At 60.3% G+C, this 12,359-nt stretch carries 12 protein-coding genes and 1 pseudogene; 9 read left to right on the top strand and 4 right to left on the bottom strand.

Translation table 11 applies throughout. From position 1 onward, the window contains the following. From HQ912_RS23615 to HQ912_RS23620, 3 genes and pseudogenes are all read right to left on the bottom strand, one after another. On the bottom strand, nt 1-672 hold the full coding sequence (locus tag HQ912_RS23615; protein WP_260990052.1) for a hypothetical protein: 672 nt from the start codon (nt 670-672) through the stop codon (nt 1-3). A 143-nt stretch (nt 673-815) separates the two neighbouring features. Then, nucleotides 816-1,010 (bottom strand): annotated as a pseudogene (locus HQ912_RS28210) (hypothetical protein); the annotation flags it as partial. A gap of 34 nt (nt 1,011-1,044) precedes the next feature. Then, nucleotides 1,045-2,010 (bottom strand): LysR family transcriptional regulator, encoded by a 966-nt coding sequence (locus HQ912_RS23620; RefSeq protein ID WP_107321514.1) that lies wholly within the window; start codon nt 2,008-2,010, stop codon nt 1,045-1,047. Between the two features lie 296 nt (nt 2,011-2,306). Here HQ912_RS23620 and argH point away from each other — a divergent pair, with 296 nt between their 5' ends. From argH to HQ912_RS23660, 8 genes are all read left to right on the top strand, one after another. Then, the gene (argH, locus tag HQ912_RS23625) at nt 2,307-3,734 is read left to right on the top strand and encodes an argininosuccinate lyase (protein WP_107321513.1); all 1,428 of its coding nucleotides are present in this window, start codon (nt 2,307-2,309) and stop codon (nt 3,732-3,734) included. A 90-nt stretch (nt 3,735-3,824) separates the two neighbouring features. Continuing rightward, on the top strand, nt 3,825-4,703 hold the full coding sequence (locus HQ912_RS23630) for an amino acid ABC transporter permease (RefSeq protein ID WP_107321512.1): 879 nt from the start codon (nt 3,825-3,827) through the stop codon (nt 4,701-4,703). Between the two features lie 10 nt (nt 4,704-4,713). Next, nucleotides 4,714-5,478 carry an amino acid ABC transporter ATP-binding protein gene (locus HQ912_RS23635; protein ID WP_107321511.1) on the top strand — a complete coding sequence of 255 codons (765 nt, stop codon included), beginning with the start codon at nt 4,714-4,716 and terminating at the stop codon, nt 5,476-5,478. A gap of 39 nt (nt 5,479-5,517) precedes the next feature. Continuing rightward, nucleotides 5,518-6,342, top strand: coding sequence for an ABC transporter substrate-binding protein (locus HQ912_RS23640; RefSeq protein ID WP_107321510.1), 825 nt, complete (start codon nt 5,518-5,520; stop codon nt 6,340-6,342). A 148-nt stretch (nt 6,343-6,490) separates the two neighbouring features. Continuing rightward, entirely contained in the window at nt 6,491-7,339 is an 849-nt protein-coding gene (locus tag HQ912_RS23645) for a polysaccharide deacetylase family protein (protein WP_107321509.1), read from the top strand. Beyond that, complete coding sequence (locus HQ912_RS23650; protein ID WP_107321508.1) at nt 7,332-8,219, top strand: polysaccharide deacetylase family protein; 888 nt, start codon at nt 7,332-7,334, stop codon at nt 8,217-8,219. The genes HQ912_RS23645 and HQ912_RS23650 overlap by 8 nt, the downstream gene beginning before the upstream one ends. Beyond that, nucleotides 8,216-9,565, top strand: a complete 1,350-nt coding sequence (locus tag HQ912_RS23655; RefSeq protein ID WP_107321507.1) for an MmgE/PrpD family protein — start codon at nt 8,216-8,218, stop codon at nt 9,563-9,565. The genes HQ912_RS23650 and HQ912_RS23655 overlap by 4 nt, the downstream gene beginning before the upstream one ends. Nucleotides 9,566-9,712: 147 nt before the next feature. Then, nucleotides 9,713-10,909 (top strand): MFS transporter, encoded by a 1,197-nt coding sequence (locus HQ912_RS23660; RefSeq protein ID WP_173407373.1) that lies wholly within the window; start codon nt 9,713-9,715, stop codon nt 10,907-10,909. A 109-nt stretch (nt 10,910-11,018) separates the two neighbouring features. Here HQ912_RS23660 and HQ912_RS23665 read toward each other — a convergent pair whose 3' ends face one another. Beyond that, the gene (locus HQ912_RS23665) at nt 11,019-11,726 is read right to left on the bottom strand and encodes a class I SAM-dependent methyltransferase (protein WP_107321505.1); all 708 of its coding nucleotides are present in this window, start codon (nt 11,724-11,726) and stop codon (nt 11,019-11,021) included. A 231-nt stretch (nt 11,727-11,957) separates the two neighbouring features. On the opposite strand from HQ912_RS23665, the gene HQ912_RS23670 reads away from it, so the two are divergent. Continuing rightward, nucleotides 11,958-12,356 (top strand): DUF488 domain-containing protein, encoded by a 399-nt coding sequence (locus tag HQ912_RS23670; RefSeq protein WP_047227447.1) that lies wholly within the window; start codon nt 11,958-11,960, stop codon nt 12,354-12,356. Nucleotides 12,357-12,359: the final 3 nt, after the last annotated feature.

Genomic DNA, 12,359 nt, shown 5'->3' on the forward strand with positions numbered 1-12,359 from the left:
TTAGTCGAACAGACGAGCGTTGAGGTCAGGGCGATAGACCTGCAAGAGCGGCGCGGTCACGGTGCCTTGTAGCGAGCAGAACACGGTGGTGTGCCCTGCCAGCGGCGGTGTTGTGCCGCCCGTGTCGACCATCAACACGCGGTCTACGAAACCAAACGGAGTGACGACGCCGGGGCCGGTCAATCCTTCGGTGCGCCATTGGCCGATCGGGTCACCGACGCGGCGAATTTCGGCGCGGGTAATGGCTTTGCCCTGACCGACAAAACGCGCGTTATCGACGATCAATGGTTTGAGTTTTGCGGCCACCTCTTGCGGCGAACCATCGGCTACGAAACCCCAGAACAGAAAATTGCCGGCATTCTTGATGGTTTCGGCCTGGTTGTAATAGCCGACCATCTGCACGCCGTTGACGATCAGGGGCGTTTCGAAGTGTTGGTAAGTGCCACCTTCCTGTAGCGGGCTCATGATGGTCGGTGCCTTGACCGAGCCGTAATCACTCAGGCGCACGGTACCTGACGGCAGGCGGGCGTCGCGCAGGCTCTCGAAGAAATGCGCATCGCAACGGGAAAATTCGGTCAGCAGTTGTTCGGGCGTGGTGACGGTCTGAGCCTGGGCAGTGCAGGCAGCGGCGACGGCGAGCAAAGCAACGCCAGAAAAAACAGAGCGGAACATTAGAATCATCCGTGAGGTGGAAACGAAGTCTGTCGGCCTATGAATCGCGAACTTTAGCAAGGCGGGCCTGCGGGAGAAGGCCTAAGTGCCGAAGCCTGCAGATAAGGCTACATAGCGAAGGGAACGGGTTTAATTTCAAGCCACTAAATAATTCCGGGGCCGGGTGTATCGGGTTGGGTGGTTTTGGGGCTGCTGCGCAGCCCAGCGGGGATAAATCCCCTCGCCACAAGTTCGGGTGCTCTTGCGTGGCCGTACGGCGGGATGTCATGTGCCGCTGGGCCCCACTTTGCTGTGATATTACGCAACCCAAGCCAGATCAGTTTGGTTGCCGCGTCGTCGGGGCGGGAGCTATCTATTACTTAATGATTGTTATCAAGTCGACGCCTTCAAATCGACGCCCAATGCCTGGGCAAATGCCTTCACCAGCGGACTGCGCACGATGTTGTGACGCAGGATCAGATTAAACGGTGTGCTAATGTGAATGAGGTCCGGCCGCAAGGCTCGCAATTGCCCTTCAGACACCATTGACGCGGCGTAATGCTGTGGGAGAAAACCCACGAAGCGCCCGGTCTTGATCAGCAGCGCCACGGCTTCCACCTGGGTCGCCGAGGCGGAAAAACTGTCGTACCGGGCAAAATTCAGTTTGTCGCGATGGATCGCGTAGCGATGGTTGATGCACTCGTACTCCTTGAGTACGTTGCTGCCGATTTCTGCGTCCGACACCGAAAACAACGGGTGGCCGATCGCGCAGTAGACCTCTGAGCGTTCTTCATACAACGCGTAATAGTCAAACTCTTCGCGCTTCTGATAAACCGGCACGATACCGGCCACCAGGCGCCCCTCTACGACCCCTCTTTCAACCTCATCCAGTTGTGAGGTCTGAAGTTGAAACCTTACTTTCGGTGACTCTTTATTTATTCGTTCAAGCGCTGCAACTAACGGCGAATTAATGTCGGAAATAGTATTGTCAATAACGCCCACACCCAGGTCGCCAACAAGTTCATTCTGCGCGGAACTAAGGCGATCACGAAAGTTATCGACCGAGGCAAATAAATCAATCGACGCCTGATAGACCAATCGGCCTTCTTCGGTCAGATGAAAACCCTCGCGACCTCGGGTGCACAAGCGCATACCGATACGAATTTCAAGGTCGGAAATTTGTTTGCTGATGGCCGCCAACCCCACATTCAGCTCGTTCTGCGCCGCACTGAAACCGCCAGCCTCGACCACGGCCTTGAACACTTTGAGCAGTTTGAAATCCAGCCCGCTGAGGGCCAGCGGCGCCCGATGCAGCGTTTTTGGCGCCGGGTTTCCGGAATTGGAAAGTGGGGTTTCCATAATGCTTATTTACCTCTGGCGCGCTATTCAACAACCTGTGTCCAACAACAAAAATAAAGCTGGCCAATAATAATGAACACAGAAAACCAGGCTTGGCAACCGCTAATAATCCCCGTACTTCAGTGCCAACTCACTGACTTCGAACTGCTAAAAGCTGACACTTCGATCAGCTCTCGCAACGCTGCAACTGCCCTCTTGAAAACTGCTTAGGCCGAACCACGCCCGAATTATTTCCGGCGGGTCTTCTCGGCTCTTCGCATCCATTTCAGTTCGCTTTACCGACGAGGAAAACAACAATGTCTCAACCCACCGAACGTCTCTGGGGGGCCCGTTTCAAAAGCGGCCCCTCCGAAGCCCTGGCGGCCCTGTCCCGTTGCCCTGAGCGTTACTTTCGCCTGACCCCGTACGACCTCGCCGGCTCCAAGGCCCATGCCCGTGAGCTGCAACGCGCCGGACTGTTGAGCGAGCAGGAAACCCACACCATGCTCGACGCGCTGGAAGGTATCGGCGCTGATTTCAAAGCCGGCAGCATCGCGCCAACGCTGGATGACGAAGACGTCCACACGTTCATCGAACGCCTGCTGACCGAGCGCCTCGGCCCATTGGGCGGCAAGCTGCGCGCCGGCCGTTCGCGCAACGACCAGACCGCCAACGACCTGCGTCTGTTCCTGCGCGACCACGTGCGCACCCTGGCCGTCGAAGTACTTGCCTTGCAACAAGCGCTGGTCGATCAGGCCGAACAACACATCGAAAGCATCTGCCCAGGCTTCACTCACCTGCAACAGGCGCAACCGATCGTCTTTGCCCATCACTTGCTCGCTCACGCCCAATCGATGCTGCGTGACGTGCAACGACTGGTGGACTGGGACATCCGCACCGCGCTGTCGCCACTCGGCGCCGCCGCCATGGCCGGTTCCGCCATCGCGCGCCTGCCGCAGCAGTCGGCTAGGGAAATGGGTTACAGCGGCGTCTGCGAAAACTCCATCGATGCGGTGGCTAGCCGCGATCACGTCGCCGAATTCCTGTTTATTGCCAGCATGCTCGGGATCAACATTTCCCGCCTTGCCGAAGAATTTTGTCTGTGGTCATCGCGGCAATTTCGCTGGGTTGCCCTGGACGATGCCTACGCCACCGGTAGCTCAATCATGCCGCAGAAGAAAAACCCGGACATTGCCGAACTGGCCCGGGGCAAGGCAGGTCGCCTGATCGGCAACCTCACCGGTCTGCTCTCTACCCTGAAATCGCTGCCGCTGTCATACAACCGCGACTTGAGCGAAGACAAGAACGGCGTGCTCGACAGCGTCGACACCTTGCTGCTGGTCCTGCCCGCCATGGCTGGGATGGTCGCGACCATGAAGGTCAACGTTGAAGAGTTGCGCCGCCAGGCACCGCTCGGGTTCACCCTCGCGACCGAAGTGGCCGACTGGCTGGCGGTGCGCGGCGTGCCGTTCAAGGAAGCCCATGAAATCACCGGCGCGCTGGTTCAAGCCTGTGAGAAACACGACATCGAGTTGTGGGAAGCCTCGCCGGCGCTGTTGGCCGAAATCGATCCGCGCCTGACCCCGGAAGTACGCGACAGCCTGACGCTAGAAGCCGCCATCGCTGCCCGTAGCGGTTGGGGTGGTACCGCGCCGCAGCAGGTGCGCGAGCAGATCGGCCGGTTGAAGACCGCCCTCGCCGCGCAACACGAATGGACCAAGAACTATCAGGGCTTCCGCCTCTGATAGACAACGCAAAACCCCGGTAGGAGCTGGCAAGCCGGCACCTGCAAGGAAATGTGTTTGACCTGCAATACCCGTGTTCGGAGAAACAACATGAGTCAGACTCAGGCAGAACGACTTCAGGCGGAGCGCAAACTGGCGGAAAACCAGTTTGATATAACCCAGTACGACCACGTGCCACGTCGTTACTACGGGCGGATTTTTTTCGCCACCGTGATCCTCATAGCGATCATCGGCCTGGTGCGCGCCTTTGCCGAAGGCAAGATCGAATGGTCGTACATCGGCCAGTTCCTCACCTCCCAAGCGATCATGTGGGGCTTGCTCAATACCATCGTCATGGCCGTGCTGGCGATGGGGCTGGGTATTGTGTTCGGGGTGATCACGGCGATCATGCGCATGTCGGCCAACCCGATCCTGCGTTACGTCGCGGTGACCTACACCTGGCTGTTTCGCGGCACGCCGCTGATCCTGCAACTGCTGTTGTGGTTCAACCTGGCGCTGATCTTCCCCACCATCGGCATTCCCGGCCTGTTCGAAATGGACACCGTGAGCCTGATGACGCCATTCGCGGCCGCCCTCCTGGGCTTGAGCATCAACCAGGGCGCCTACACCGCCGAAGTGGTGCGCGCCGGCCTGTTGTCGGTGGACACCGGGCAGTACGAAGCCGCCAAGTCGATTGGCATGCCACGCCTTCAAGCGCTGCGCCGGATCATCCTGCCGCAGGCGATGCGGATCATCATTCCGCCGGTCGGCAACGAGTTTATCGGCATGGTGAAAATGACCTCGCTGGCGAGCGTCATCCAGTACTCGGAACTGCTCTACAACGCCCAGAACATCTACTACGCCAACGCCCGGGTGATGGAGCTGCTGATCGTCGCGGGTATCTGGTACCTGGCCACCGTCACCGTCCTGTCCTTTGGTCAAAGCCGTCTGGAGCGTCGTTTCGCTCGCGGCGCCGGCAAGCGTTCTTGAGGAGCCCTACATGAGAAGCATCGTCAAGGCCGTGAGTCTGAATAAGTATTACGACCAGTTCCACGCGCTCAAAGACATCAACATCGAAGTCGAGCAAGGTGAAGTGCTGTGCATCATCGGCCCGTCCGGTTCCGGTAAAAGCACCTTGCTGCGTTGCGTCAACCAACTGGAAAAGATCGACAAGGGTGGCCTGTGGGTCGATGGCGAACTGGTGGGTTACCGCATCGTCGGCAACAAACTGCACGAACTCAACGAGTCCCAGATCGCCCGTCAACGTCTGTCCACCGGCATGGTGTTCCAGCGTTTCAACCTGTTTCCGCACATGACTGTGCTGCAAAACATCATCGAAGGGCCATGCCAGGTGCTCAAGCGTTCGCCCAAAGAGGCAAATGAAGAAGCCCTGGAATTGCTCGCCCGCGTCGGCCTGACCGACAAGCGCAACAGCTACCCGATCGAACTTTCGGGTGGCCAGCAGCAACGCGTCGCCATTGCGCGTGCATTGGCCATGCGCCCCAAGCTGATGTTGTTCGATGAACCCACTTCGGCACTCGACCCGGAACTGGTCGGTGAGGTGCTGTCGGTGATGCGCGACCTCGCGCAGACCGGCATGACCATGATCGTCGTCACCCATGAACTGGGCTTCGCTCGCGAGGTTTCCAATCGCATGGTGTTCATGGACGGCGGGCAGATCGTGGAGGCTGGAAGCCCCGAAGAAATACTAATAAGTCCGCAAAACCCTCGCACCCAAAGCTTCATTTCTGCCGTTCGAACCTAAGCGCCCTTTGGCGCTCACAACACTCAAAAGAGAACGACCATGAAGAACTTCGTAATCCCAGCAGTACTCGCAGGCTTGATGGCCTCCAGCTTCAGCTTCGCCGCCGAACTGCCGGCCAGCATCAAGGACAAGGGCGAGATCGTCGTCGCGATCATGCCGAACTATCCGCCGATGGATTTCAAGGACCCGGCCACCAACCAGTTGACCGGCCTGGACTATGACCTGGGCAACGCCTTGGCCGAACGCTTGGGCATCAAGATCAAATGGCAGGAAACTGGCTTCGAACAAATGATCAACGCGCTCACCACCGACCGCGTCGACATGGTGCTGTCGGGCATGACCGACACCGCCGAACGTCAGGCCAGCGTGACCTTCGTTGACTACTTCACCAGCGGTCCGCAGTTCTACACCCTGCAAAAGAACAAAGACATCAACGAGATCATCGACCTGTGCGGCAAGAAAGTCGGCACCAGCCGCCGCACCACCTTCCCTACGGAAATCGCCGAGTGGAGCAAGGCCAACTGCGAAGCGGCGGGTAAACCGGCGATCAACGTGGTGGGCACCGAAGGCTCCGCCGACGCCCGTGCGCAACTGCGCCAGAGCCGTATCGACGCGGCGATGCAAGGCAGCGAAACCCTGCCGTACCTCAAGACCCAGGAAAAGGACATGTACAAGACCGTGGGCCTGCCGATCTCGTCGCAGTTCACCGGCCTGGGCGTCAGCAAGAAAAAACCTGAGCTGAGCGAAGCGGTGAAAGTCGCACTGCAGAGCATGATCGACGACGGCAGCTACCAGGCGATCCTGAAGAAGTGGGAGCTGGAGCTGGGCGCGATCAAGACGGCGACCATTAACGCCGGGAAGTAACCGCAAGGAACAAGCCTGTCCGTTTGTTGTGGGAGCGAGCCTGCTCGCGATGGTGTGTCAGTCGACACGGGTGCGCTGATACGCCATCGCGAGCAGGCTCGCTCCCCCACGGATTGGGCTTTACCTATGAAATAGCTGGAGCACCACGATGTCCTCCTCACCCCAACCCACCTGGCCGGCGCCGCACAAAGCCTGCCTCGCCCTGGCCTTCGACCTCGACGGCCCCACCGGCGATGCCATGCTCAACGGCTCGATCTGGCACAAGCCTGAGTATTTCGGATTTGGCGGTTATGGTCCTTACCGGGCGCTGCCGCGACTGCTCGATCTGCTCGACGCCTTCGGCATCCCGACCACCTTCTTCGTCCCGGCCTGGGTCGTTGAGAACTGGCCAAAGCAGTGCCAGGCGATTGTCGAGCGCGGGCATGAGGTGGCGTACCACGGCTACAAGCACGAATCCTTTTACGCCCTGACGCTGGAACAGCAGAAGGACGTGATGAAGCGCTGCCGCGAGGTGTTCTGGAACCACTTGAACATCCGCGCCGAAGGCTTTCGCACCCCCTCCGGCGACTGGCGCGCCGAGACCCCGGCGATGCTGGTCGAGGCCGGCGTGACCTATTCCAGCAGCATGCGTGGCGATGACCGCCCGTACCTGGTGAAGGTGCCAGGTTTTGACACGCCCCTGGTGGAGATCCCCGGTCGCTGGGAGATGGATGACTACGCCTCACTGGCTTATACCCGCGCGCCGGATTTTCCGTCAGGGCTGGATCGCACCGCCAGCTATGAGCTGACCCTGGACAACTGGTGTCGCGAATACGACGGTGCCATGAATGAAGGCTTGTGCCTGACCACCCTGTTCCACCCCAAGATCACCGGCAAGCCGGGACGCATCCTGCTGCTGGAAAAACTCTTCGGGCACATGCGCCAGCGCAACGACGTGTGGTTTGCCACCTGCCGCGATGTCGCGCAGTGGTGGCTCAAGGAGCATCACCATGGCTGATTCGGTTTTCTGGCCCCAGGGCTACCGCTGCGCTGTCGTGTTGACGGTCGATTACAACGACATCCACGGCATTCTCACCCAGGCCCCGGAAGTCGCCGGGCGCGACAAGACCCTGTCCGTGTGGCGTTACGGCACACAACGAGGTGTCGAGCGCCTGCTGGGGCTGTTCGACGAACTGAAGGTGTGCAGCAGTTGGTTCATTCCCGGCATCGTTGCCGAAAAAAACCCGCAACACATCCAGGCGATTCAAGCAGGCGGGCACGAGATTGCCTGCGCCGGTTATCGCCACTGCAACTACGACACTCTCGACCTGGCGCAGCAGCGTGACGAAATCGCCCGAGGGTGTGCAGCGTTGCAGGCGCTGACCGGCCAGCGCCCCAGCGGTTTTCGCATCCCCGCCGGCAATGGCGCACCGGGGTTCATCGAGGCCTTGGGCGAACACGGCATAAGCTGGTCGTCGTCATGGCGTGGCGATGATTTGCCTTTCGCTCACCCTACCGCACCCGGGATTATCGAACTGCCGTTGCACTATGAACTGGAGGACGAGCCCTACTTCGCCTTCAACCTGAGCCCGGCGGTGCCACCTGCGCAATCGCGGATCGCTTCCTACAGTCACACTCTGGGCAATCTGCAAATGGACTTCGCCGGGTTTCACCGCTTCGGCCTGTGTTACGTGCTGCGCCTGCATCCCGAGATCATCGGTACGCCGGGGCGAATCGGCGTGTTGCGCGAGCTGCTGCGGGGCATCCAGCAGCACGATGATGTATGGATCGCCCGAGGTTGCGAAGTCGCCCAATGGTGGGCGGACTCGGCGCTGCCAACGGCCGGCGATCACCCCGCCTCGGTGTACGAGCGGCACTATCGGGACTACCTGCTATGACCGAGCGCCTGCAGCGACTGGCGCAGTTCTGCGTCGACACTCGCTTCGAAGACTTGCCTGCGGCGCTGGTGGCGCAGGCCAAACGGCACATCCTCGATACGTTCGGAGCGGCATTGGCCGGCGCGGACAGCGACGTCGCACGGCAGGCACGTCAGGTCTTCGAGGGCGAAACCGGCAACAGCCTGGTCTGGGGCACCAACCTGCGACTCGGCGCCGCCCAGACGGCAATGCTCAACGGCGTCGCCGCCCATGCGCTGGAACTGGACGACACCGGTGGCTGCGACCACTCCGGAGCGGTGGTCCTACCGGCGGTGATGGCCGCGGTGTCGATGGCGCCCGGAACGGTCAACGGTCGTGAGCTGATCACGGCCGTGGTGCTTGGCTATGAAGTCGGTCGCCGGGTGCTCGAAGCCTGCGGCGGCTATTCGGCGCACAACGGCGCGGGGTGGCATTCCACTGCCACCTGCGGGGTGTTCGGCGCAGCAGCCGCCAGTGCGCGCATCCTGAGACTGGACGCCGGGCAAACGCTCGCTGCGCTTGGCATTGCGGGCAGTTTCAGCGGCGGCTTGTGGGCGTTCATCCATGACGGTTCGCAAAGCAAGAAGCTGCACAGCGGTCGTGCGGCTGAAGGAGGATTGCTGGCCGCGCGATTTGCCCAGCAGGGCATCACCGGGCCGGCCAGGCTGTTTGATGACGTCTGGGGCGGTTTTCTCAAGACCCTGGCCGGGCCGACGGCAGAACCGCAAGCGCTGGACGCGGATCTCGGATCGGTGTGGAAACTCGCCCGCTGCTCGATCAAGCCCTATGCCTCGTGCCGTGGCACCCATTCGGCCATCGATGCGCTGGGGTTGCTGCTGGATCAGTTGCAAGTCGGCGCCGATCAGGTCGAAGACATTCAGGTGTCGTTGTGCGGGTTTCTACAGGACATGTGCGGTGGCCAGGATGTCAGCACGCTGCCGGCAGCGCAGATGAGCCTGCCTTACGCCCTGGCGGCGCGGCTGGTACACGGGCATTGCGGACTTGAAGCCTATGACGAGACCGCGCGCCGCGACCCGCGGATTGACCGCTGGCTGTCGCGCATTCGCCTTGAAGTTGACCCGCGACGGTCAGAGGATGGCGAACCCGTGGTCTGCGTGCGGACCGTGGACGGTCGGCAGGCGCGGCTGTGCGTCGATCCGCCCTTGGGTGCGCCAGCCAATCCGTTGAGCGATGCGGCGCTGGAGCAGAAATTTTTCAGCCTGGCGGAGCGAGTGATGCCGCGGGTGCAGGCCGAGGCGTTGCTGGGGCAACTAGCGCGGCTGGAAACGCTGGAGTCGGTTGGACTGCTCGAACGGTGGTTGGGTTGAAACTTTTATTGCCTGATCGGGCGTTATCGCGAGCAGGCTCGCTCCCACAATTGAATTACCTTCCCCTGTGGAAGCGAGCCTGCTCGCGATGGCAGTGCCTCGGCGCAAACAAACGCTAAAAACTGGAATAAGGACATCTGCCCCACCGTGGCCACTTACTCGCTCGTCATCCGCCGCCTGATGATCGTTTCACTGACTATCGTCGTCAGCCGCGCCATTACCAGCCCGTTGCTCACCCTGTTCCTGAGCAACAAACTCGGTCTCAACCAACAGGACGTCGGTTTGTTGCTGGGCATCGCGGTGTTCATTGCCACCCTGCTCGCGCTCTACGGTGGCTACATCATCGATCGCCTGGAGAAACGCCGGTTACTGATCCTGACCATGCTCTCCAGCGCCATCGGATTCATACTGCTAACTTTCGCCCAGAACCTCTACCTGACTACCCTGACCCTGGTGATCACCGAAACCGCGTCGGCCCTGTTCCTGATCGGTTCCAAAGCGATCCTCAGCGAAAACCTGCCCGTGGGCCAGCGGGCCAAGGCGTTTTCCTTACGCTACACCCTTACCAATATCGGCTACGCCACCGGCCCGATGCTCGGCGTGGTGATTGCCGGGGTGTACCCGATTGCACCGTTCTTGATTGCCGGCGCCATCGCTTTCGGCAGCATCTTCCTGATGAGCGGCATTCCCAGCGACTCGGCCCCGGCCCCCGCGATCGGTCAGCCACAGAGTTTTCTCAAGACCCTGGTGACCCTGAAAAACGACCGCACGCTGATCATGTTCACCTGCGGCTGCCTGCTCAGTACCGTGGTCCACGGGCGTTTTACCCTGTACCTGTCGCAATACCTGCTGGTGGTCGAGGACTCCCAGCGCGCGCTGCAAACCATGGCGGCCCTGCTCGCCTGCAATGCGATTGCCGTGATCCTGCTGCAATACCAGATCGGCCGCTTTCTCAAGCGCGAACAGCTGCGCTACTGGATCGCCGGTGGCACCAGCCTATTCATCCTCGGTCTGATCGGCTTCAGCCTGGCCGACAGCCTGGTGTCCTGGTGCGTGGCGATGTTCATTTTCACCCTCGGTGAGATGATCATTTACCCTGCCGAATTCCTCTTCGTTGACACCCTGGCACCGGAAGAACTGCGCGGCAGCTACTACGGCGCGCAGAACCTCGCGGCCCTGGGCGGCGCGTTGAGCCCGGTGATCTGCGGCTTCCTGCTCATGCACACCCCAGCGCCGACGATGTTCTATGCCTTGAGCTTGTTGACGGCGCTGGGCGGCACACTGTGCTTCATGAGTGGGCGGCGAGTCGCGCTACAGCAAAATTGTGCAAACAAGCAGCATTAATATGAATGAGTCAGCATCCGTAACGAACGGCACACCGCGCCTCGCTCCACCCGCTCAGTCTTCAAGGCCCTACCCGTCATCTACGCACGCTTATGAAAATGTCTCTAACTCACTCCAGATGTGCTCGCCGCGTACAGACCCATCCGTGCATCAATCCCGTCTGAAAGAACTGTACAGGGGCGTCAAACCCGGCGGCCTTGATAAGGCTCGCGACCTGTTGCGCAGGCAGGATCGCAACATCTCTGGCGTAAGCAATACGCGCTCGCTCCAGCACTTCTGGCTGAAGACCGTCGGAGGACATCAATGTCATCCAACTGCGTAACAGCGCCTCATAGGCAGGCGATTCGGTATCAGAGGCGAGGTCGGCGTTCGCCAATATTCCGTGGGGTTTAAGGCGCTGGGCTATTTCGCGAAAGAACCTGGTGCGGGCATCTTCTTCCAACAAGAATTGGGAGACCAGCAAGCAGGTAGCCGCGTCGTAGCTGGCCTCGGCGACGAGCGTATCCAGGTAGCCTTCGTGAAAATGGCAGCGCGCGAGAAAGCCATGCTGAACGGCCCTCTGACGACAGACATCAAGCATAGCGCCCGAAGGGTCGACAGCAGTGAAATGCCAGCCGGGGAAGCGCTCCGCCAGATGGGCAAGTTCCGCCCCCGTGCCAACGCCGACGCAGAGTATCCGGGCATTTTCCGGCAGGCCGGCGAACTGAGATTCGAGCAGCAAATAGAGGGCGGCGCGAATCGGCGCCATCCTTTCCCATTGCTTGTCGTAGCTGACAGCTTGCTGGTCGAACAATATCTTGAGGTCTTCACTGCGCATAGGGCACCTTGTGTCGTGATAGACGCATCGCGTAACCGCGGTACTGCTTTCAGTATCCCAGACCTGTCAAGCCCCACACCTTTGCGGCCGCCATGCTGTGGATCAGCACTTCCCAGGACCCCAGTCGAGCATTGATATTAGGATTATCTCAGCAGGTTGCGAGGGGGGACTCAACCCGATCACTGACCTCGGCCTATTCTGACGCTGTCCCCTCTCCCACAGGCAGGCCCCATGATCCACTGCAAACGAGCCTACGAAGCAGCCAGCACCGAGGACGGCGTACGGGTTCTGGTGGACCGTCTATGGCCGCGTAATTGTCGCAAGGACGAACTCCCCATCGCGCAGTGGCTGCCGGAGGTGGCGCCTTCTCATGAGCTGCGCAAGGCGTTCAAAGCGGGGGCGGTTTCGTTTGAGCAGTTCAAGGTGGCCTATCGCAAGGAGTTGGCTGCGCGGCCGCAGTGTTGGTGGCGGTTGGTGGATGTTGCGCGGGGCGGCAATCTCACTCTGGTATATGCCGCCAAGTCCACGGTCGAGAACAATGCCGTGGTGTTGGCTGAATGGTTGGAGGATGAGGTGGAGAAGCGGGCGGAGGGGAGTTCGCCGGTTTGTTATTTGGGTGGGGAGTTCTGATGG

This window comes from Pseudomonas sp. MPDS (assembly GCF_013283895.1).
In the GTDB taxonomy this organism is placed as follows: Bacteria; Pseudomonadota; Gammaproteobacteria; order Pseudomonadales; family Pseudomonadaceae; genus Aquipseudomonas; species Aquipseudomonas rhizophila.

Bases quoted from the DNA above. Each gene is read 5' to 3' on its own strand.
- HQ912_RS23630 (WP_107321512.1), top strand. From the start codon at position 3,825: ATGAGTCAGACTCAGGCAGAACGACTTCAGGCGGAGCGCAAACTGGCG.
- HQ912_RS23645 (WP_107321509.1), top strand. From the start codon at position 6,491: ATGTCCTCCTCACCCCAACCCACCTGGCCGGCGCCGCACAAAGCCTGC.
- HQ912_RS23650 (WP_107321508.1), top strand. From the start codon at position 7,332: ATGGCTGATTCGGTTTTCTGGCCCCAGGGCTACCGCTGCGCTGTCGTG.
- HQ912_RS23640 (WP_107321510.1), top strand. From the start codon at position 5,518: ATGAAGAACTTCGTAATCCCAGCAGTACTCGCAGGCTTGATGGCCTCC.
- HQ912_RS23670 (WP_047227447.1), top strand. From the start codon at position 11,958: ATGATCCACTGCAAACGAGCCTACGAAGCAGCCAGCACCGAGGACGGC.
- HQ912_RS23615 (WP_260990052.1), bottom strand. From the start codon at position 672: ATGTTCCGCTCTGTTTTTTCTGGCGTTGCTTTGCTCGCCGTCGCCGCT.
- HQ912_RS23635 (WP_107321511.1), top strand. From the start codon at position 4,714: ATGAGAAGCATCGTCAAGGCCGTGAGTCTGAATAAGTATTACGACCAG.
- HQ912_RS23655 (WP_107321507.1), top strand. From the start codon at position 8,216: ATGACCGAGCGCCTGCAGCGACTGGCGCAGTTCTGCGTCGACACTCGC.
- HQ912_RS23620 (WP_107321514.1), bottom strand. From the start codon at position 2,010: ATGGAAACCCCACTTTCCAATTCCGGAAACCCGGCGCCAAAAACGCTG.
- argH (WP_107321513.1), top strand. From the start codon at position 2,307: ATGTCTCAACCCACCGAACGTCTCTGGGGGGCCCGTTTCAAAAGCGGC.
- HQ912_RS23665 (WP_107321505.1), bottom strand. From the start codon at position 11,726: ATGCGCAGTGAAGACCTCAAGATATTGTTCGACCAGCAAGCTGTCAGC.